Raw genomic sequence first — 21267 nt, 5'->3', positions numbered from 1 at the left:
CTCGCGTTCTCGTTACCACGCGCTACGGGTTCTGCACCAAGCGAAATCGATGGGTTCTCGTAGCGCGTGGTAAGCGAAGCGCACCCGCGGAAGCAGCGCGAAGCGGTGCCGGGGTTTGGTCCGTGTAGGCAGGGTTGGTTGGGGTGCCACGGGGCGTCGTTCCGCCGCCTCCCGCGGGTGCCTACGAACGCTCGCTGAACTCGCGTTCTTCGTTACCACGCGCTACGGATGTGCACGAAGTTGAATCGGTGGGTTTCGTAGCGCGGCGTAAGCGTCAGCGCACCCGCGAGAGCAGCGCGAAGCGGTGCCGGGTATGGCTGAAGTGCCATTGGGCGTCGTGCCGACGCCTCCCGCGGGTGCCTACGAACGCTCGCTGAACTCGCTTTCTCGTTACCACGCGCTACGGGATGTGCATCTGTCTCATCAAAGCCTAAACCCTTCAACAATATGCTCGGCCAGGCTATCGATAATCGGTGACTGGGTGGCGGAGGTGTGCTGCAAAACGATGGACGCTTCCGGCAGTTCGGGAAACCCATCTTTTTTACCCAATATCTGCATGTCGGCGGTGACTAAACTGCGCATCCAGGCAGACACTGCCAAGCCCGCCCCCACAACCGCCTGTAACGTCGCCAAGCTCGGGCTGCTGTAAGCGACTCGATAGGCTCGGCCTGCGCGATCCAGTGCATTGCAGGCATGACGCCGACAAAAGCAGGGAGCCTCAAACATGGCAAGGGGTACTGGCGTCTGTAAATGTGTGCAATGGCTCTCAGCCGAGACCCACACGGTAGCCTCACGCCTTAAAATGGTGCCAACTTCGTCGCCTATCTCCCGCGTCATAATAATCAGGTCTAGGCTCCCTTGCGGCTGCTGAGAGAGTACCGACGAGGGGGCGCAGTGCACATCCACATCCACTAGCGGCCAGGCTTGGGAGAAGGTTTTCAGAATGCCGGGCAGAAAACGCATCACATAGTCATCCGGCACCCCCAGTCGCACACGGCCCACCATATCCGGCTGGCGCAGCAGCGTCAGTGCTTCTCCCTGCAACGAAAGAATTTTGCGTGCATAACCCAGCAGCGTATGCCCTTCGCTGGTTAACAGCAGCTGGCGATTCTGGCGCACGAACAGTGGGCGCTGGATAACATCCTCTTCCAGCCGCTTGATTTGCATGCTGACGGCCGATTGAGTGCGGTTTACCGTCTGAGCGGCGCGGGTGAAGCCGCCCTGGTCGACAATGGCCACAAAGGTACGCAGCAGCTCATGATCGATGGTGGGTAGTGTGGCCATGGCTATCAATCTTTTTGATGTTGAACATAAGGACTATTCGTTGGATTGATTTTAGGCGCTGTTCAATACTTCCTTCAACACTTATTCACCACGCCGTTGCTGGCGGCGAAGGGAGGTTGAAATGGAGCGCTCGCTACACTGCTTGCAAAACCAACACTTGCAGAACCAACAGTGCCAATCTGCTGAGAAGCAACCCAGCATCACCTGGCGGGAAAGAATTTATCGCTGGTACCAATTGCGTCGCGAGCGGGATTCCTTGCGCCATTTGAGCGATGACATGCTGAAAGATATTGGTATCAGCCGCGATGACGTACAGCGCGAGTCACGCCGCCCGTTCTGGGATGACCACGGGTGGCGACGCTGAAGCCGCAAGTCATGCCAGCCGTGGCGCGTTTGTGATACCTTGTTGGCACTAAAAAATGCTGCATGAGTTAGTTGCAATTTATGGATGTCAATCAGCGTATTATTTCCCGCCTGGCCACTGAGCTTGGTGTGCGTCCCGAGCAAGTGTCCGCCACGGTGGAGCTACTGGATGGCGGCGCCACCGTGCCCTTCATTGCCCGTTACCGTAAAGAAGTCACCGGCGCGCTGGACGATATCCAGCTGCGCCAGCTAGATGAGCGGCTGCGCTATCTGCGTGAGTTGGAAGAGCGCCGCGCCGCGGTACTTGCCGCCATTGATGAGCAGGGCAAGCTCGATGCTACACTGAAAGCCAGCATCGACGCTGCCGAGACCAAGCAACGCTTGGAAGATTTATACCTGCCGTTTAAGAAAAAACGCCGCACCAAAGCGCAAATCGCTCGCGAAGCAGGGCTTGAGCCGCTGGCGGATGCGCTGCTTGCCGATCCAACGCTTAATCCGGAAAGCGAAGCGGAAAACTATCTGCGCCCAGCAGAAGGCGATATTCCTGCCATCGAAGATGCCAAGGCCGCTCTGGATGGCGCCAAGCAGATCTTGATGGAGCGCTTCGCCGAGGATCCCGAGCTCATCGGCCAACTGCGCGAACGGCTGTGGCAAGAGGGCGAGCTCAGTGCCCGTGTGCTGGAGGGCAAGCAGCAGGAGGGCGCCAAGTTCTCCGACTATTTCGAACACGATGAGAAACTCGCCAAAGCGCCATCACACCGCGCTTTGGCAATGTTCCGGGCGCGTAACGAAGGCGTGTTGAGCCTGTCGATTCGACTGCCCGGCGAAGACGAGGCCCCCATTCACCCCGCCCAGTTGGCGATTGCCAAGCAGTTTGGCATCAGCGACCAGGGCCGCCCGGCGGATAAGTGGTTAGCCGAAGTGGTGCGCTGGACCTGGCGGGTGAAGCTCTATACAGCACTGGAGACCGAGCTGCTGGGCCGCCTGCGCGAACAGGCTGAGCTTACCGCCATTGAAGTGTTTGCGGCCAACCTAAAAGACCTGCTGCTGGCTGCGCCGGCGGGGCAAAAAGTGACGCTGGCTATCGACCCCGGCCAGCGCACCGGCTGTAAGGTCGCGGTGATCGATGCCACTGGGCAATTTGTCGATCACACCACTATCTATCCCCATGCGCCGCAAAATCAGTGGAATGAAGCCTTGAGCGTGCTGGCTAAGCTGGTGAAACAGCACGGCGTCGAGCTGATTGCGGTGGGCAATGGCACCGCCAGCCGTGAAACTGACAAGCTCGCGGGCGAGCTGCTAAAAGCGCTGGCACCAGCGCATCGGTTAAGCAAAGTGATGGTCTCTGAAGCGGGCGCCTCGGTCTACTCCGCCTCTGAATACGCTTCGCGGGAAATGCCCGATCTCGATGTCACCGTGCGCGGTGCCGTCTCTATTGGTCGCCGCCTGCAGGATCCGCTGGCCGAACTGGTTAAAATCGAGCCCAAGTCGATTGGCGTAGGCCAATACCAGCACGATGTCTCCCAGGTGCAGCTGTCGCGCAGTCTGGAAGTCGTCATTGAGGACTGTGTTAACGCCGTGGGCGTCGACCTCAATACCGCTTCCAGCGCACTGCTTTCACGGGTAGCCGGTCTGAGCGCTGCGCTGGCCGAAAATATCGTTGCTCAGCGTAATGTCAAAGGCGCCTTCAAAAACCGTAAAGAGCTGTTAGAAGTGAGCCGCCTCGGTGCCAAAACCTTCGAGCAGTGCGCGGGTTTCCTGCGTATCCACAATGCCGATAACCCCTTGGATGCCAGCGCCGTTCACCCGGAAGCCTACTCACTGGTGGAACGTATCGCCAAGCAGAGCGGGCGTGAAGTACGCGGCTTGATTGGCGACAGCGCCGCGTTGAAAGCCTTAAAGCCCGCCGATTTTGCCGATGAGCGTTTCGGCGTGCCCACCGTCAGCGATATTCTCAAAGAACTGGATAAACCTGGTCGCGACCCTCGTCCTGAGTTTAAAGCGGCCGAATTCCGCGAAGGTGTCGAAACCCTTAATGACCTCAAGCTTTCCATGGTGCTCGAAGGCACAGTCACCAATGTGACCCACTTCGGCGCTTTTGTGGATATCGGTGTCCATCAGGATGGCCTGGTACATATCTCGGCGCTATCTGATCGCTTTATCGATGACCCCCGCAGCGTGGTGAAAGCAGGTGATATTGTCACCGTTAAAGTGATGAGCATTGATATCCCCCGCAAACGGGTAGGTCTATCGATGCGTTTGGATGACCAGCCTGAGGCTGAAAACGGTGCTAACAGCGGTGCCAATAAGAACAGTGGCTCGCCTAAAGATCAATACAGTGGTGCCCGTAAACCGGCTCGAAACCAGCGTAACAACGCAAATAAAACTGAAGCGCCGGAGCCCATGGGGGCGCTGGGTGCTGCGCTGTTGAAAGCGCGTGGCGGCAAATAGTCGCGCGCCCTGGAAGCGAAGGTGTCTTGAAAAAACGATCGTTGCCGCCATATCCTGTTTTCTGTTTTTGAATCAGCGATGATGGCGATGCCACCTGACTACACCAAGGCCCGCTCACGGCGGGCTTTACTGACAAGGAGTGTTCACCTTGCCTGAACCACTCACTGTGCCATCTGCGCTGACCGCGCAAGTCGAGCGCCTGATACCCAGTGCGCGACTTGGTCGGTTGGGCCGCCTGCGTCGTGGGCTTGAAAAAGAGGGGCTGCGGGTCGATGCTACTGGCCACATTGCGCAAACGCCGCATCCGCACGCACTGGGTTCGAAATTAACCCACCCGCATATCACCACCGACTACTCAGAGTCGCTGTTAGAGTACATCACGCCGGTTTACTCTCAGCCGGGTGAAGCACTGTGCTTTTTATCTGACCTGCATACTTTTACCTACCATCACCTGCAAAACGAATGGATTTGGCCCGGCAGCATGCCCTCTAGGCTATCCGGCAACGACAGCGTGCCGATTGCCGATTATGGCAGTTCCAACGTGGGCACCATGAAGCATGTTTACCGCAAAGGGTTGGACATGCGTTACGGCCGCATCATGCAGGCGATTGCAGGCGTTCATTACAACGTATCGCTGCCTGATGATATGTGGCACGCCCTACGCGAGTTGGAAAAAGCCACCAATATCCCCTTCAACGACTATCGTTCCACCCGCTATTTCGGCATGATCCGTCACTTCCGCCGCCATAGCTGGTTGTTGCTCTATCTGTTTGGCGCTTCACCGGCCATCGATAAAAGTTTTTTGCCTGAAGGTAAGGTACCCGAAAAACTGCAGTCGCTTAGCGACGACACCTACTTTGCCCCATACGCGACGACTCTGCGGATGTCCGATCTGGGGTATCAAAACAAAGTACAGTCGCAGCTTAAAATCTGTTTTAACTCGCTCTCTAACTACGTTAATACCCTGCGGCACGCCATCTCTTCACCGTGGCCCGACTATGAAAAAATGGGTGTTAACGTGGATGGTGAGTGGCGTCAGTTGAACGCTAATATTCTCCAGATCGAAAACGAGTACTACAGCGACATTCGGCCCAAGCGGGTTGCCAAACACAACGAAACGCCCAGCCAAGCCCTCGAAGCCCGCGGCGTGGAGTATATCGAAGTACGCTGTTTGGATTTAAACCCCTTCGACCCCCTGGGCGTTACTGAAGACCAGATGCGCTTTGTGGACACCTTTTTGATGTGGTGCCTACTCAGCGACAGCCCGTGGATCTCCGACGAAGAGTGTGACCGCTTGGACGACAACCGCCGCTGGGTGGTGGAGCGCGGCCGTGACCCTGAACTCATGCTAATCAACCATGGTGAAACCACCTCGGTGCGTGAGTGGGGCGAACAAATTTTCGCCGAGATGGGCGAAGTTGCCCGCCTGCTGGATGCGGTCGAGGAGGGGAGCCCGCATGCTGATGCGCTGGCAAGCCTTGCACCACGTCTTGCAGACCCTTCGCTAACGCCTTCTGCCCAGGTGCTGGAACGGTTAAAAGCGCACGGCGGATCGTTAAGCGATTTGATGCTTAGCCTGGCCAAAGAGCAGGCCGAGCAGTTAAAAGCCGCGCCGATGCAGCGCAGTCGTGAAGCGCTGCTTGCTCAGCTGATTGAGACCTCGCACCAGCAGCAGCACGATATTGAAGCCGCTGATAAAGAGACCTTCGAAGAGTTCTTGCAGGCCTATTTCACTAAAGCTCGTGAGTCCCGCGCCATGTCGGCGCTGCCATCTGAGGTTAGACAATGATTCTGCACTCCTTTCGCTCGGCCGCCCTGGCTGGTTTAGCCTTCTGCGTTTTAATGATGGCGGTAGCCCTGGGGCTTGAGCACATCGGCGGATATGAACCTTGCCCGCTGTGTATCTTTCAGCGCGTCGCGGTGATCGCCGCGGGTATCGTATTCGCAATAGCTGCTATCCATAGTCCCGCCGGGCGTGTGGGCAAAGTGATTTACGGGCTGCTGTCGCTGGCTGCTGTTGGAACAGGTGCCTTTATCGCCGGGCGTCACGTTTGGCTGCAGGGCTTGCCTGCCGATGAAGTCCCTTCCTGCGGTCCTGGGCTTGGCTACATGATAGATATCCTGCCATTGCAGGACGTGGTGGCCATGGTGTTAACCGGTTCTGGCGAGTGCGCCAATATCGATTTCTCGTTGCTCGGCCTATCACTGCCCGCCTGGACGCTAATCGGATTTGCCATTCTGGCAATCGCACCGCTGCGTATGCTGTTGATGAAAAGTCGGGGTTAGTAGGGCGTCAGCGATAAGGAGACGTACATGCTTTATCAACATTTTGCGACTCAAGAAGAGATCGATCGCGCCTACGACCCGATGATGGGTCGTGACCCGGCGGTGTTGGTAAAGGATTGGCGTGAGCGCAGTGAAGCATCAAGAGTTAACCACCGCACAACGCTCGATCTGCCTTATGGCCCAACGCTTGCGGAACGCATGGATATCTTTCATGCCGATGCACCTGATACCGATAGCCCAAAAGCGCCGGTGCACGTGTTTTTCCACGGCGGCTACTGGCGCTCGCTGAGTCATCGTGAATTTAGCTTTATCGTTGACGACTTGGTGAAAGCCGGTATCACCGTCGCGGTGGTCAACTACGCTCTCTGCCCGCAGGTACGCTTTAGCGAGCTGGTGCGGCAGAGCCAAGCAGCGGTGGCCTACGTTTATCGCCATGCCGCTGAATTGGGCGTTGATCCTGAGCAGCTGAGTATTTCGGGACACTCGGCGGGCGGGCATTTATGCGCGATGCTAATGTCGACGGACTGGGAGGGCGCTTTTGGCTTACCCAACCAGCTGATTCGTGGTGCGCTGTGTATCAGCGGTTTATACGACCTGCGGCCTTTTCCCTGGTCGTGGCTGCAGCCCAAGCTTCAGCTTAGCGGGCGCGATGTGCAGGAGTTCAGCCCCATATGGCTGCCATGCCGAGTACCTGCGCCTATAAAGCTGGTAGCAGGGGGCCTGGAGTCAGAAGAGTTCGAGCGCCAGATGAGCAGCTATGCTGAGCATTTGAGCCAGCAAGGCCAAACAGTGACTCAGCAGTTGCTTCCCAACATAGACCACTTCTCGATTCTTGAGCACTATCTTAACGATGGCTGTTTAGTTGAGTGGATTAAAGGGTTTCACTGCTAATACCTAGCAGCGTCCAGTTAGGGGTGTTGAAAGTTCGGCTTCCAGCGAGGGGCTGGGGCAGGGTATAGCGGGGGTCTTTTTCCAGGGCCGGAAAATGTTCCCGACAATTCCGGCATTTCCGCCATCCATGGCGGTCAGATGGAAAAGTAGCGCCCAGGGAGGGGTTCACAGCGCCCCCGCGGCACCCTGCCGCTGCCCCGTACTCATACCGCTATACGGCTGGAATCACCGCCGTCGCTTCGATTTCCACCTTAGCCTGATCCTCAACCAGCCCCGCCACCTGAACCATCGTCATTGCCGGAAAATGCTTGCCCAGCACCTCGCGATAGGCGGCGCCCACCTCCTTAAGCCGCGCCAGATACTCCTGCTTGTCCGTCACATACCAGGTCAACCGCACGATATGCTCCGGGCCTGCGTTCGCCTCTTTTAAGATCGCCACGATATTTTGCAGCGCCTGATTCACTTGAACGACAAAGTCATCGCTTTCAAATACCTGGTCGGCATTCCAACCAATCTGCCCACCTACAAACACACTCTGGCCTGAAGCCAGCACGCCGTTAGCGTAGCCCACCGCTGCTTTCCAATGCGAAGGGTGAAGAAGCTGATGAAAGTTGGCGTCACTCATTATGGCTATCCTTATAGGTTTTCGACGGTAAAGTGCTGGCGCATAGCCTCTGTCCAGGGCATTGGCTGACCGCTATTTAGATCCACATATACAAGGGTTGAACGACTGGTTAGACGTTTCTGATCACCGCAGTAAGCGATAATCTGAAGGGTAAGGCTGCTACGCCCAACGGCTTGAACCGCTAATTCAAAGGTGAGTCGTTCGCCTAACCGGCTCGGCGCATGAAACTGGGTGTCGATAGCGGCGGTGGGAACCCCGGTGCCGCTCTCCACATGCAGTTGGTTAAAGTCACGCTGCACGACCTCCTCAAACCAATCCTCCACCACTGAATTGATCATCTCGAAATAGCGGGGGTAAAAAACGATTCCCGCCGGATCACAGTGCTGGAAACGAACTTTTCGCTGGGTAGTAAACGCCACTGTTTTCTCCTCCCTACACGCCCAGATAACGGTCACGCACAGTGCTGTCCAGCGCGGCGGGTTTGCCATCCCATACGGTGCAGCCTTTTTCCAGGATGGTGCAGCGGTCAGCGATGGGTAGAATTTCGCTTAATGACTTATCCACCAGCAGCGTAGCTTGACCTTGCTCCTTGAGCAGCCGAATTGCCCGCCAGATCTCCTGGCGAATCACCGGCGCCAATCCTTCAGTGGCTTCATCCAGCACCAGCAAACGCGGATTGGTCATCAGCGCCCGGCCAATAGCCAGCATCTGCTGCTCACCGCCGGAGAGGGTCTTGGCCATTTGCGCGCGGCGCTCCTCCAAGCGCGGAAACAGCGTTTCTACTTTCTCCAGTGTCCACTCGCCCGGGCGGGCGGTCACCAATAGGTTTTCGCGCACCGACAAATTAGGGAAACAGCGGCGCCCCTCCGGCACCAAGCCAAGCCCCGCTTTAGCGATACGAAAAGCGGGTAAGCGGCGTATGTTCTGGGATTCAAACTCAATCGTGCCACGGCTGGCCGGAGTCAGACCGAATATCGAGCGAATGGTGGTGGTTTTACCCATACCGTTACGCCCCATTAGGGCGACCATCTCACCGGCGTTAACGTCAAGGCTAACGCCAAATAACGCCTGAGAGGGCCCATAAAACGTTTCAATATCAGCAACCTTAAGCATCAGAATCCCCCAGGTAGGCTTCACGGACGCGGGGATCCTGCCTAATAGTGTGGCTATCCCCATGGGCGATAACGCTCCCGGATACCAACACAGAGATACGATCAGCCAGACGAAATACCGCCTCCATATCGTGCTCGATCAGCAGGATAGGCACTTCCAGCTTAAGCGCCTCCAGCAGCTCGGTCAGCTTTGCCGATCCTTCTGGACCCAAGCCTGCCATGGGTTCGTCCAGCAGCAGTGCGCGGGGCTTGAGCGCCAGAGCGCAAGCCACCTCAACCTGGCGGCGTTCCCCGTGGGAAAGTTCAAATACCGGCGTCCAGGCGCGGTGACTAAGCTGCATACGCGCCAGTGCTTCATAGGCTGGTTCAAGCAGTTGCCGATCGCGAGCAACGGGCTTCCAGAACCGAAAACTGTGACTCTGCAGCGCTTGAACTCCCATCATCACATTGCGCATCACCGATAGCGGCTCCGCCAGCGAGGAGACCTGAAAGCTACGCCCCAGGCCCAGGCGCGCCCGCTGAGCGATACTCATGCTCGTGATCTCACAGCCTGCTAAGTAAACACTCCCTTCATCAGGGCGTATATTCCCCGCGATTTGGCCAATCAGGGTCGATTTCCCCGCGCCGTTGGGGCCAATCAAGGCGTGAATCTCCCCGGGTCTAAGATCCAACGAAACATCGCTGGTCGCCTGTAGTGCGCCAAAGCGCTTATGCAGGTTTTGTAGTGAAAGAACCACATCACTCATTGCGTTCCCTCCCGGCCAGCCAACCCATCACACCATGTTTGGCAAATAGCACCACCCCAAGCAGTACTAACCCGAGGAAAAGCTGCCAATATTGGGTGACTCCCCCCAGAAAGGTTTCCATCATCACAAACAGCACCGCACCGGCTAACGGGCCGTAAAGGCGCCCCACGCCGCCCAAAATGACGATGACCATAAGTTCGCCGGAGAAGTGCCAACTCAACATTGTCGGGCTAACAAAGCCATTCAGATCCGCATAAAGCGCACCAGCAAGCCCGGTAATCGCGGCAGAAATCACAAACGCCACCAAGCGAATGGGGTAGGGGCTGATCCCGGCAGTGGCAAGGCGTACATCGTTAAGCCGTGCCATGGTCAAGGCCGCACCAAAGCGCGATTTCATCATTCGTGAGGTAATTGCCATTGCTAACACAAGCCCGGTGAAGCAGATCAGGAAATAGGTGAGTGCATCGCTGCTATCGAGCATGTTGTTATTGAACAGGGGCAGGGTGTTGCGAATATAAATAGGCAGACCATCTTCGCCGCCATAGGTCGGCCAGGAGTTGGCAAAGTAGTAAATCATCTGCGCAAAGGCGAGGGTGATCATAATGAAATAGACCCCCGTGGTACGCAGTGAGATAGCGCCGATGACCAGCGCTAGCAGCCCGCACAGCAACATAGCGGCGAGCCATATCACCAGTAAATTGTCGCTGCCCGGCACGCTGAAAGGCCACGTCATAAATGGGGTCATATCAAAAGCGTGATAAGCACTGATGCCTGCCACATAGCCACCTAAGCCGAAATAGGCCGCGTGGCCAAAGCTCACCATGCCCCCATAGCCAATGGCCAGGTTAAGGCCAACGGCCGCCATGGCAATAATGGTGATACGCGAGGCCAGATTGACATAATAAATATGGCCCAAGAAATAGGCTGCTACAGGCAGTAACAGCAGTAGCCCGAGCAGGGCCATCTGAACCAGCCCTTTGCGGTCAAAAGGTCTATCCGCTTCGGGCGCTAGCGCAGCGTTCTTGGACAAGGAAGTGGTATTAGTCATGGGCAGAGAACAGTCCCTTAGGCTTGAACGCGAGAATGACGGCCATGAGGATATAGATCAGCATCGCGGCCAACGCCGAACCGACGCCGGTCGCCTCAGACGGTGGCATAAACGCTTGAAAGAAGATGGGCAGATAGACCCGACCCAAGGTGTCGACAATACCCACCAGCAGGGCACCGAGTAGCGCGCCTTTAATTGAGCCGATACCGCCAATGACGATTACGACAAACGCTAAAATCAGCACTGGCTCGCCCATACCCACCTGTACAGATTGCAATGCGCCTACTAAAGCGCCGGCTAAACCCGCTAACGCCGCCCCTAAGGCAAACACCAAGGTATAGAGTTTTGAAATATTGACCCCCAGCGCACCAATCATTTCGCGATCGCTTTCACCTGCCCGAATGCGCATACCGAGTCGAGTTCGCGAGATAAGCAAGTAAAGGGCAATCGAAATAGCGATACCCACCCCAATCAGCATCAGCCGATAGATGGGGTAGCGGGTATCACCTGGCAGGGTGACAAACCCCGTCAGCCAAGAAGGAGGACTCAACCATAACGGTGAAGAGCCGAAGATCCAGCGCGTGCCCTCCGAAAAAATCAGTATTAGTGCAAAGGTTGCCAATACCTGATCAAGATGAGGACGGTGGTAAAGTCGGCGTATCACCAACAGTTCTACCAGTGCACCTACCAGGGCGGCCGCGGTCATCCCAGCAGCCAGTCCAATCAGAAAAGAGCCCGTTGAGGCAGTCACCGCTGCCGTGGCGTAGGCGCCCACCATATAAAAAGAACCGTGGGCAAGATTGATCAGCCCCATCACCCCAAACACCAAGGTGAGGCCGCTGGCCATCAAAAACAGCATCGTGCCGAGCTGCACGCCGTTCAGTAATTGCTCTATCAGCAGAGTAACGGACACGTTGGGTATCCTTAGCGCAGGTAAAGAGAAAAGGCTGGGCGGCTACACCCAGCCGAGGCGAGCTTACATCTGGCACTGCTCGTAATAGACGTCTTGGATATCTTCGATTGCGACACCGATCAGGCGATTGGTGGGCTCGCCATCGTCACCCTCCACGACTTCACGCACGTAAATATCCTGGATAGGGTGCTGGTTCGGGCCGAAGCGGAACTCACCGCGTACGCTATCAAAGTCAGCGGCACGAAGTGCCTCGCGGAAGGCGTCTTTGTCATCGGGGTGGGCAGTTTCAAGCGCGCTAAGAATCAGATTGGCGGTGTCGTAACCTTGTGCCGCGTACAACGTTGGCGTGCGGTCATAGGCTTCCTGGAAGCCCTCAACAAAGCGATCGTTGGCCTCGTTTTCCAGGTCATAGGCCCATAGCGAGGTGTTGCGTGCGCCAATCGCCGCACTGCCTACCGCTTTGATTAAGATTTCATCAAACGAGAAGGCGGCGCCAAAGATCGGCATATCGACACCGGAGCTTTCCCACTGCTTCATAAACGAGATGCCCATACCGCCGGGTAAGAAGAAGAACAAGCTGTCGGCATCGCTATCACGAATCTGGGCAATTTCAGCCGCGTAGTCGGTCTGGCCCATTTGGGTGTAAAGCTCGCCAACGACCTCACCCTCGTAAAGATGTTTGAAGCCTGCCAGCGCATCGGTGCCAGCAGGGTAGTTGGGCGCCATGATGATCGGGCGCTCATACCCCTCTTCGCGCATATACGCGCCCATGGCGCCGTGCAGGTTGTCGTTCTGATACGCCACGTTGAAGTAGTTCTCGTGGCACATGCGCCCTGCTAAATCCGAGGGCCCGGCATTAGGTGACAGGTAGAAAGTGCCCTGGCGTACCACCGAAGGAACGACCGCCATTGCCAAGTTTGACCAGATAATGCCGGTAAGAATATCGACCTCATCACGCTGCATAAACTCATTGGCCAGCGTACGCGCCAGGTCGGGGCGTCTCGCATCATCCTGAATCAGCACTTCCACGTCGTCGCGGCCCGACTGCTCAAGTGCCAGCATGAAGCCATCGCGAACGTCCACGCCCAGGTGCGAACCGCCGCCTGAGAGGGTGGTAATCATGCCAATTTTAACGTCATCAGCGTGAGCAGTGGTTACCAGGCTGGAGGAGAGCAGTAAGCCAAGGCCAAAGCGGGATATCATTTTCATGGATCATTCCTCATTTTTTAATCGTTTATTACTTAGAGGGTCATGCGTTGGTGTTGGTGCTATTGATGTTAGTGCTATTCACATTGATGCCAGGAGAGCCAGCACTCGGGTAATGTTCCTGGCTCAGCCGAAAGCGCTGAACCTTACCCGTGGATGTTTTAGGTAGTGCCTCGATAAATCGTATGGAGCGAGGGTACTTATACGGCGCGATGGTCTGATTCACGAAGTCCTGCAACATTTGCTGACATTCTTCATCTTGCTGAAAACCATCGTTTAGAACAACAAAAGCCTCGACAATTTGGCCACGCTCTTGGCTAGGCGCGCCAATCACCGCGCACTCTTTCACGGCGGGGTGGGCCAGCAGGGCTGCTTCCACCTCGGGGCCTGCGATGTTATAGCCCGCCGAGACGATCATATCGTCGTTGCGAGCGGCGAAGTGGAAGTAGCCCTCTTCATCCTGGTAAAACGCATCACCGGTGATATTCCAGCCTGCCTTTACATACTTTTGCTGGCGCTTGTCGGCCAGGTAGCGGCAGCCGGTAGGGCCGCGCACGGCCAGTTTGCCGACCGTGCCGCGAGGGACATCATTCATCTCGTCATCAACGATTCGTGCCTCGTAACCGGTCACCGGTTTGCCGGTGCAGCTGGGGCGATGGTCATTCAGGTGATTAGAGATAAAGATATGCAGCATTTCAGTTGCGCCGATGCCGTCGAGAATCGGTGTGCCGGTTTGCTTGATCCAGTCATGATAAATCGGTGCGGGCAGGGTTTCGCCAGCGGAAACCGCCACGCGCAGGCTGCTCAAATCCTCATGGCGAGTAGGTGCTGAGAGCATCGCCCGGTAGGCTGTTGGTGCGGTGAAGACCACCGTGGCCTGATACTCGCGGATAATGTCCATCATATTGGGCGGGGAGGCGTGTTCGAGTAGCACGGCGGTGGCGCCGAAGCGCAGCGGGAAAATGGCCAGCCCGCCCAGGCCAAAGGTAAATGCCAGCGGCGGCGAACCGACGAACACGTCCTCCGGCGTTACCTGTAGGACTTCCTTGGCGTAGCCGTCGGCAATGACCAGCAGGTCGCGGTGAAAGTGCATGGTGGCTTTGGGTGAGCCGGTAGTGCCAGAGGTAAACCCCAGCAGCGCCACATCGTCGGCGGCGGTATCCACCGCTTCAAAGGTGGCGGGTTTGCCCAGCGCTAAACGGTCAAGCTCGGCGTCGTGGTTAGCCGTGCCATCAAAGCCAACCACACGTTTGAGCACCGGGCTGTGCTGTTGGCACTCAACCAGTTCATCGAGCAGACGGGTATCGCACAGGGCGAGGCTGATTTCCGCTTTATCGATTACCTGGCATAGCTCTTTGGTTCGCAGCATCGGCATGGTGTTGACCACCACGGCACCCGCCTTGGTGGCGGCCAGCCAGCAGGCCACCATGGCCGGGTTGTTGGCGGAACGGATCAATATCCGCTGGCCGGGAACCACGCCCAGGTCTTCGACCAGCACGTGGGCAAGGCGGTTGGTCCACTCAGTGAGCTCTTGATAGGTGCGACGACGGCCATTGCCCGCTAAGGCAATCCGTTCACCGTGACCCTGGTCGAGCAGTCGATCGCAGAGCTCAACGCCCACGTTAAGTCGTTGGGGATAATGGTAGCCCGCGAGCAGGAACTCAGGCTGGCAATCAGTGGGTGGCAGGTTATCCCGCGCAAAAGTATCAGCATGGGCCGACTGGATGTACATGACCAACCTCCGTATTTGGTGTCGTTGTTTATTCCTGCCCACGGCTCAAAGGAAGCGCGGGCAGGGATACGGTGTCTGGCGTTGTGTTTTATTGTTGTTGAAAACTGCTGTACGGTTTTTGCTGTTTACTCTTCCGCGAGGATGCTGCGGGCGATGACTACTTTTTGTACATCTGAGGCACCTTCATAAATACGCAGCGCGCGGATTTCCCGGTAGAGGCTTTCGATAATATGGCCTTTGCGAACGCCGTCGCCGCCGTGAAGCTGTACTGCCTGGTCAATCACCTGCTGGGCCTGGTCGGTGGCAAATAGCTTGGCCATTGCCGCTTCACGGGTCACCCGCTCAGCACCTTGATCTTTCGTCCAGGCAGCGCGGTAAACCAGCAGGGCGGAGGCATCCACGTTTAGCGCCATATCAGCCAAGTGGCCCTGCACCATCTGTAAGTCGGAGAGGGTGGCGCCAAACAGCTCCCGGGAGCGGCTGCGGGAGAGCGACTCTTCCATTGCCCGGCGGGCGAAGCCCAGGGCCGCCGCGCCAACCGTGGAGCGGAAAACGTCCAGCACCGACATGGCGATCCGAAAGCCTTGCCCAGGCTTGCCGATCAGCGCGCTGGCAGGCAGCACCATATCGTTGAAGCCCAGCCGTGCCAGCGGGTGAGGCGCCACCGACTCCAGGCGCTCACGAATCTCCAATCCGGGGGTGTCGGCAGGCACTAAAAAGGCTGAAAGCCCTTTGGCGCCGGGACCTTCACCGGTGCGGGCAAAGACTGTGTAGATATCGGCAATACCACCGTTGGAGATCCAGGTCTTTTCGCCATTCAAACGGTAGCTATCACCCTCGCGCTCAGCGGTGGTATCCAACTGGGCCACATCAGAGCCCGAGCGAGGCTCGCTCAGGGCAAACGCGGAAATTGCTTCACCACGCCGGGTTCTGTCCAGCCACTGCTTCTGTTCATCGCTGCCATATAGGCTGATCGCACCGGTTCCCAGCCCCTGCATGGCAAACGAAAAATCGGCCAGGCCATCATGGCGGGCCAGGGTTTCACGGATTAGGCACAGGCTGCGCACATCGATATGCTCGCCCGCAGTGCCTTCCAGAAACCCAGCTTTGCCTAAATCGCGTACCAGTTGAATGCAGGTCGTATCTACATCGCTGTGGTCGCGGGGTAGTTCAGTGCGGCACCACGCTTCGAGCTGCTCGGAAAGTTCGCGGTGTCTGGCCTCGAAAAAGGGCCACGCTAGAAAGCTCTTGTCGCTCATCAGTCCCCCTTGAACTCAGGTTTTTGCTTGGCTACGAAGGCGTGGTAGGCGCGCTCGAAATCGTTGGTCTGCATGCAAATCGCCTGGGCCTGGGCTTCCGATTCGATGGCCTGCTCCAGGCTCATCGACCACTCCTGGTTTAGCTGGGTTTTGGTAATGCTGTGGCCGAAGGTGGGGCCCTGAGCCAGGCGGGTGGCGTAAGCAATGGCGTCTTCTTCCAGGGCGTCTGGTTCGACCACTCGGTTGTAAAAGCCCCACTGGAGGCCTTCCTCGGCACTCATGCTACGGCCGCTGTAGAGTAGATCGGCGGCGCGGCCCTGGCCGATAATGCGCGGTAGAATTGCGCAGGCGCCCATGTCACAGCCCGCCAGTCCCACGCGGGTAAACAGAAACGCCGTGCTGGCGCGGGGGGTGGCAAAACGAATATCCGAGGACATGGCAATAATCGCCCCCGCGCCAACGCAGATGCCGTCGACGGCGGCAATGATCGGTTTGCCGCAGTTCAGCATGGCCTTGACTAGATCCCCGGTCATGCGGGTGAACTCGAGCAGTCCCTTCATATCCTTGCCCACCAGGGGGCCGATGATTTCATGTACGTCGCCGCCGGAGCAGAAGTTCTCGCCGTTGGAGGTAAACACCACGGCATGCACATCGGATGCATAGGCCAAGTCACGAAAGGTATCGCGCAGTTCGGCGTAGCTCTCGAATGTCAGCGGGTTCTTGCGCTCTGGGCGATTCAACCGGATAACGGCGACATCACCACTCATTTCCCAAATAAAGTGCTCGGGGGCCAGGTCAGCCATGCTCTTCATATTGTTGTTCTCGCCTGTCAGTGATTAATCGGAGTCGCCGTCGTTAAGATAAGGAGGCATCGTGAGGAGCAGTCGGTAAACGATGCAGCAGCTCGCCGATATGATGGGCATCCTCTTCGGTCACCCCTTCGAACAGCGCATTGATCCAGCGCTCATGCTCAACGGCCATGGCCCTGAAGCTTTCGCGACCAGCACTGGTCAGGCAGACCCGCGTGGCGCGCCGGTCGCCCTCAATAGCAATACGTTCCACGGCGCCATCCTCCACCAAGCGGTCAATAATGCCGGTGACGTTGCCGTTGGAAACCCGCAGCCGCTTGGAGAGCTCGTTCATTTTCAGGCCCTCCTCAGCGGCATATAGCGCGGCCATCACATCAAAACGCGGCAGTGTAGAGTCGTGCTCGGTTCGCAGCCGTTCGCGCAGCTCGGACTCCACCTGACGGGTAACCCGCAGCATGCGCAGCCATAAGCGCAGGCGCTCCTTGCTTAAGCTTTCTGCCGTCATACTTCACCCCCTGAGATGGAAATCGTCTGGCCGTTGATTGCGCCACTGTTAGGCCCGCATAGCCATAGAGCCGTCGCGGTGACCTCTGCAGGAGTGACTAATCGCCCTGTAGGGTTGGTCGATTGAAAATGCGCGGTGGCCTGTTCGGCGGATTGGCCTGTTTTGGTCACAATATTCTCCACGCTGGCGGCCAGTAACGGCGTGTCGGTAAAACCTGGGCAGAGCGCATTAACGGTCATATCGCGAGTGGCGGTTTCAGCCGCCAGTGAACGCACCAGCCCCACCACGCCGTGTTTGGCCGCACAGTAAGCACCCACATAGGCGTAACCTTTCAGGCCCGCGGTGGAGGCAACGGCGATAAGGCGCCCGCCGTCGTTCAACTGCTTCAAACCCTCACGCAGGGTCAGAAACACTCCGCTAAGGTTTACATTCAACATACGTTGCCACTGCCCGAAAGAGGTCTTGGCGAACGGCGCGCTCTCTGCCGCCCCGGCGTTGGCAATAACGATATCCACATTGCCGATCTTCTCGAAGAGCGTCACCATGGCGGCTTCGTCGGTGACATCGACCACGGCGGTACGAATGCCATCATGCTGCTCGGCAACGGCTTGAAGGGCTGCCTCACGGCGGCCGGTAATCGTGACCTCGGCGCCCGCCTGGGCAAAGGCCAGGGCCATATCGGCACCGATACCGCTGCCGCCGCCGGTAATCACCGCCCGCTTGCCTGCCAGGCTGTTCGCTGCCGAGTTTCTATCGGATTGGCTCATACCCAACCCTCGCCACGTTCAGCCAAGCGCTGTAGCTGATCGGCGCCTGCCCGGTAGGGTGCTGGCCACTCCACCTCACTATCACCCAACCCCGCAGCAACGTGCAGCAGCCAGTAAGGATCGGCGAGATGAGGGCGGGCGATACAGACTAAGTCGGCGCGTCCGGCCATCAGGATCGAGTTCACATGGTCGGCCTGATAGATATTGCCCACCGACATGGTGGCGATAGGCGTCTCGTTACGAATCCGGTCAGAGAAGGGCGTTTGGAACATACGTCCATAGACCGGCTTTGCCTGGGTCGAGGTTTGTCCGGCAGAGACATCGACAATATCCACCTCCGCATCGCGCAACCGTTTGGCGATCTCCACCGCATCGTCTGGGGTGATGCCTTCATCGCCGCACCAGTCGTTGGCAGAAATACGCACCGAAAGCGGCTTATGGGCAGGCCAAACGCGGCGCACGGCGTTGATCACTTCAAGCGGGTAGCGCAGCCGGTTATCCAGCGAGCCGCCGTACTCATCGTCACGATGGTTGGTTAATGGCGTGATAAACGAAGAGAGCAGGTAGCCGTGGGCGGCGTGGACCTCGATCATGTCAAAACCCGCGCGATCGGCCATCTGCGCCGCACTGACAAACTCATCGCGCACCCGATCCATATCATCGCAATCCATTGCCTTGGGCACTTGGTTACGCGCTGACCAGGGCTGTGCTGAAGCTGCCAATATTGGCCAATTGCCATCCGTAAGCGGGGCATCCATCTCTTGCCAGCCCAACTGAGTAGAGCCCTTTGCTCCTGAATGGCCGATTTGGGCGCATAGCTTGGCCTGGGTTTCCGTGTGCACGAAATCGCAAAGACGCTTCCACGCCACTTCATGTTCGGGCGCGTACAAGCCTGGGCAGCCGGGGGTGATTCGCCCACTGGGGCTGACGCAGGTCATCTCTGTATATACCAGGCCTGCGCCACCCTTGGCTCGCTCGGCATAGTGGCTAAAGTGCCAATCGGTAGGGCAGCCATCGACGGCTTTATACTGCGCCATGGGGGAGACCACCACGCGATTAACCAGCGTCATATCGCGTAGTTGATAAGGCGCAAACATCGGTGCACGGGCGCTGCCAGCGTTGCCCGCCTGGGTTTGGAACCAGCGCTCTGCACTTTCTAGCCACTGTGGGTCGCGTACCCGCAAGTTTTCGTGACTGATGCGCTGGGAGCGGGTCAATAGCGAGTAGTTGAACTGCACCGGGTCGAGATCCAGGTAGCGCTCCACCTGCTCAAACCACTCGGTGGAGTTGCGCGCGGCGGACTGTAAGCGCAGCACTTCGAAGCGGCGATCCTCTTCATAGCGAGCAATGGCAGCTGCCATGCTGCTTTCGCTGTGCAAGTAGTTGGCCAGCGCGATGGCGCTCTCCAGAGCGAGCTTGGAGCCGGAGCCAATTGAAAAGTGTGCGGTGGCGGCGGCGTCACCCATCAATACGACGTTTTCATAGCTCCAGCGTTCGCAGAGTACCCGTGGAAAGTTGATCCAGGCGGAGCCGCGTATATGGTTGGCATTGGTCATCAGCGCGTGGCCGTCGAGATGCTTGGCAAAGATGCGCTCGCAGACTGCAATCGACTCCTGCTGGTTCATTTCGCCAAAGCCAAACGCCTGCCAAGTGGCCTCACTGCACTCGACAATAAAGGTCGCCGTATCCCTATCAAACTGATAAGCGTGAGCCCACACCCAGCCATGCTCGGTCTTTTCGAAAATAAAGGTGAAGGCATCGTTGAAGGTTTGATGGGTACCCAGCCAAACGAACTTGCACGCTCGTACATCAATGTCGGGCTTGAAGTGATCGGCGTAGGTTTGGCGGGTGAGAGAATTAAGGCCATCGGCGGCCAGGACCAAGTCATACTCACGCCGGTACTGCTCAATGGAGGCTTCTGTAATATCGGTTTCAAAGCGCATCTCCACGCCGAGCTCGCGAGCGCGTTCCTGTAGCAGAATTAGCAGTTGGCGGCGGCCAATGCCACAAAATCCATGGCCTGTAGAGACTGTTTTGGCGCCTTTATGAACGACCGCAATGTCGTCCCAATAGGCGAAATGCTCACGAATGCGCTCTGCACTGACCGGGTCGTTGGCCGCCAGGTTGTCGAGGGTTTCGTCTGACAGCACCACGCCCCAGCCGAAGGTGTCGTCTGCACGGTTGCGCTCAATCACCACGATCTCATGGGAGGGATCGTGTAGCTTCATGCTGATAGCGAAATAGAGGCCAGCAGGCCCTCCACCCAGGCAGGCGATTCTCATTTTTATTCTCCACGGAAAACACTCTCTTTCCTGAAGATAGGAGAGGGCTCTATAAAATTCAAGTATAAACTTTTTAAGCTTAAAGTATTTTCCTGTGAGTAGGCGTGCGAGCGTTTAAAGCCCTCATGCGGCTGTGCTCGCAATGGTGGCCGGAAGATGAGAGCATAAATAGACGCAGGAATATGGCAGGGGCTGCCGCTTGAGAGCGCTGGTTATCAGCCATAGAAGAAAGCGTTATGGGCAGTGAACTTTTAGTACCATGGAAACCGTACTTGCTGGGATTGACAGAGGTAGTGGGAGGCGCGACTCTAAGCTTATTATTTGATCTGAGCGTTTGATAGTAGTTATTAATAGCAGTTAAAGGTGACTTTAAGGAGAAAGCCCCATGCTCGAAGATTGCAAAAATGCCCTGGAGCGCTGGGGAGGCGTGCATTCCCTGATTGACCGCTGGCTGGATCAGCGCCGTCAGCTATTGATCAGCTTTATTGAGCTAAAAGAAGCGTGTGATGCTGAATTGGAAGCAGTGAGCAAAGCGCCTATCGATACGTTTAGTGAAAAGCTGATGGATTACATCAGCGCAGGTCACTTTGAGATTTACCCCCAGCTCTCGGAAGAGGCACGGGCCTTTAGCGACGAGGGCGCGCTCGTCATCGCGGAGAAGTTGCTTGAGCGTTTAGAAATGTCCACCGAGATGGTGTTGGAGTTCGATACCGATTTTGGCTCCACGCTTAGCTGCGAGCAAAACATCGCCCGCCTACCTGCCTGGATCGACCGCTTAGCCCGTGGCCTTACCGAACGCTTCGCGCTAGAAGACCAATTGATCGCGCGCTTACACGCCGCACACAGCCCGCAGCACACCAAAGCCCCCGCTTAAGTAAGACCTTCCATTAGACAGGCGCCGCTATGCGGCGCTTTTGCTCCATGGTAATCCCGCTTCAACCCCGGCACCGCTTCGCGCTGCTTTCGCGGGTGCGCTAACGCTTACGCC

General features: G+C 57.1%; 20 protein-coding genes. 6 read left to right on the top strand and 14 right to left on the bottom strand.

Annotated elements, in window-relative coordinates; genetic code table 11:
- Window positions 1-423: 423 nt before the first annotated feature.
- The gene (locus E0L35_RS14360; protein ID WP_138800635.1) at window positions 424-1284 is read right to left on the bottom strand and encodes a LysR substrate-binding domain-containing protein; all 861 of its coding nucleotides are present in this window, start codon (window positions 1282-1284) and stop codon (window positions 424-426) included.
- 121 nt (window positions 1285-1405) lie between these two features.
- Between E0L35_RS14360 and E0L35_RS14355 the strand changes: the two genes are divergently transcribed.
- The 5 genes from E0L35_RS14355 to E0L35_RS14335 all read left to right on the top strand — a co-directional run bounded on the left by E0L35_RS14355 (window position 1406) and on the right by E0L35_RS14335 (window position 7275).
- Window positions 1406-1648: a DUF1127 domain-containing protein gene (locus tag E0L35_RS14355; RefSeq protein WP_138800634.1), complete on the top strand. Its 243-nt coding sequence runs from the start codon at window positions 1406-1408 to the stop codon at window positions 1646-1648.
- An 80-nt stretch (window positions 1649-1728) separates the two neighbouring features.
- Window positions 1729-4098, top strand: coding sequence for a Tex family protein (locus E0L35_RS14350; protein ID WP_138800633.1), 2370 nt, complete (start codon window positions 1729-1731; stop codon window positions 4096-4098).
- Between the two features lie 148 nt (window positions 4099-4246).
- Complete coding sequence (gshA, locus tag E0L35_RS14345; RefSeq protein WP_027958822.1) at window positions 4247-5887, top strand: glutamate--cysteine ligase; 1641 nt, start codon at window positions 4247-4249, stop codon at window positions 5885-5887.
- Entirely contained in the window at window positions 5884-6384 is a 501-nt protein-coding gene (locus E0L35_RS14340) for a disulfide bond formation protein B (RefSeq protein ID WP_009288479.1), read from the top strand. Before gshA ends, E0L35_RS14340 begins: the two co-directional genes overlap by 4 nt.
- A gap of 27 nt (window positions 6385-6411) precedes the next feature.
- Entirely contained in the window at window positions 6412-7275 is an 864-nt protein-coding gene (locus E0L35_RS14335; RefSeq protein ID WP_138800632.1) for an alpha/beta hydrolase, read from the top strand.
- Between the two features lie 211 nt (window positions 7276-7486).
- On the opposite strand, the gene E0L35_RS14330 is transcribed toward E0L35_RS14335, so the two are convergent.
- From E0L35_RS14330 to E0L35_RS14270, 13 genes are all read right to left on the bottom strand, one after another.
- Window positions 7487-7900 carry a RidA family protein gene (locus E0L35_RS14330; RefSeq protein WP_138800631.1) on the bottom strand — a complete coding sequence of 138 codons (414 nt, stop codon included), beginning with the start codon at window positions 7898-7900 and terminating at the stop codon, window positions 7487-7489.
- A gap of 11 nt (window positions 7901-7911) precedes the next feature.
- Window positions 7912-8319 carry a thioesterase family protein gene (locus E0L35_RS14325; RefSeq protein WP_022519702.1) on the bottom strand — a complete coding sequence of 136 codons (408 nt, stop codon included), beginning with the start codon at window positions 8317-8319 and terminating at the stop codon, window positions 7912-7914.
- 13 nt (window positions 8320-8332) lie between these two features.
- A complete protein-coding gene (locus E0L35_RS14320) occupies window positions 8333-9013 on the bottom strand; it encodes an ABC transporter ATP-binding protein (RefSeq protein ID WP_035538356.1) in 681 nt (226 codons plus the stop codon).
- A complete protein-coding gene (locus tag E0L35_RS14315; RefSeq protein WP_022519700.1) occupies window positions 9006-9758 on the bottom strand; it encodes an ABC transporter ATP-binding protein in 753 nt (250 codons plus the stop codon). The genes E0L35_RS14320 and E0L35_RS14315 overlap by 8 nt, the downstream gene beginning before the upstream one ends.
- Window positions 9751-10806, bottom strand: coding sequence for a branched-chain amino acid ABC transporter permease (locus E0L35_RS14310; protein WP_022519699.1), 1056 nt, complete (start codon window positions 10804-10806; stop codon window positions 9751-9753). Before E0L35_RS14310 ends, E0L35_RS14315 begins: the two co-directional genes overlap by 8 nt.
- The gene (locus tag E0L35_RS14305) at window positions 10799-11719 is read right to left on the bottom strand and encodes a branched-chain amino acid ABC transporter permease (protein WP_009288482.1); all 921 of its coding nucleotides are present in this window, start codon (window positions 11717-11719) and stop codon (window positions 10799-10801) included. The genes E0L35_RS14310 and E0L35_RS14305 overlap by 8 nt, the downstream gene beginning before the upstream one ends.
- A gap of 63 nt (window positions 11720-11782) precedes the next feature.
- Window positions 11783-12928: an ABC transporter substrate-binding protein gene (locus E0L35_RS14300; protein ID WP_022519698.1), complete on the bottom strand. Its 1146-nt coding sequence runs from the start codon at window positions 12926-12928 to the stop codon at window positions 11783-11785.
- Window positions 12929-12968: 40 nt separating this feature from the next.
- Window positions 12969-14657 (bottom strand): AMP-binding protein, encoded by a 1689-nt coding sequence (locus tag E0L35_RS14295; RefSeq protein ID WP_138800630.1) that lies wholly within the window; start codon window positions 14655-14657, stop codon window positions 12969-12971.
- Between the two features lie 125 nt (window positions 14658-14782).
- Window positions 14783-15916 carry an acyl-CoA dehydrogenase family protein gene (locus E0L35_RS14290; protein WP_138800629.1) on the bottom strand — a complete coding sequence of 378 codons (1134 nt, stop codon included), beginning with the start codon at window positions 15914-15916 and terminating at the stop codon, window positions 14783-14785.
- Window positions 15916-16728 (bottom strand): enoyl-CoA hydratase family protein, encoded by an 813-nt coding sequence (locus E0L35_RS14285; RefSeq protein WP_022519695.1) that lies wholly within the window; start codon window positions 16726-16728, stop codon window positions 15916-15918. The genes E0L35_RS14290 and E0L35_RS14285 overlap by 1 nt, the downstream gene beginning before the upstream one ends.
- Window positions 16729-16771: 43 nt before the next feature.
- Window positions 16772-17230 carry a MarR family transcriptional regulator gene (locus E0L35_RS14280; protein WP_041157930.1) on the bottom strand — a complete coding sequence of 153 codons (459 nt, stop codon included), beginning with the start codon at window positions 17228-17230 and terminating at the stop codon, window positions 16772-16774.
- Complete coding sequence (locus tag E0L35_RS14275; protein WP_138800628.1) at window positions 17227-17997, bottom strand: SDR family NAD(P)-dependent oxidoreductase; 771 nt, start codon at window positions 17995-17997, stop codon at window positions 17227-17229. Before E0L35_RS14275 ends, E0L35_RS14280 begins: the two co-directional genes overlap by 4 nt.
- Window positions 17994-20279: a bifunctional salicylyl-CoA 5-hydroxylase/oxidoreductase gene (locus E0L35_RS14270; protein WP_138800627.1), complete on the bottom strand. Its 2286-nt coding sequence runs from the start codon at window positions 20277-20279 to the stop codon at window positions 17994-17996. The genes E0L35_RS14275 and E0L35_RS14270 overlap by 4 nt, the downstream gene beginning before the upstream one ends.
- 385 nt (window positions 20280-20664) lie before the next feature.
- On the opposite strand from E0L35_RS14270, the gene E0L35_RS14265 reads away from it, so the two are divergent.
- Window positions 20665-21153 (top strand): Rsd/AlgQ family anti-sigma factor, encoded by a 489-nt coding sequence (locus E0L35_RS14265; protein WP_009288487.1) that lies wholly within the window; start codon window positions 20665-20667, stop codon window positions 21151-21153.
- Window positions 21154-21267: the final 114 nt, after the last annotated feature.

Source organism: Halomonas sp. ATBC28, assembly GCF_005937175.1.
Lineage (GTDB): Bacteria > Pseudomonadota > Gammaproteobacteria > Pseudomonadales > Halomonadaceae > Vreelandella > Vreelandella titanicae.
The sequence above is the reverse complement of the archived record's forward strand: the minus strand, read 5'-3'. Positions and strand labels throughout refer to the sequence as shown.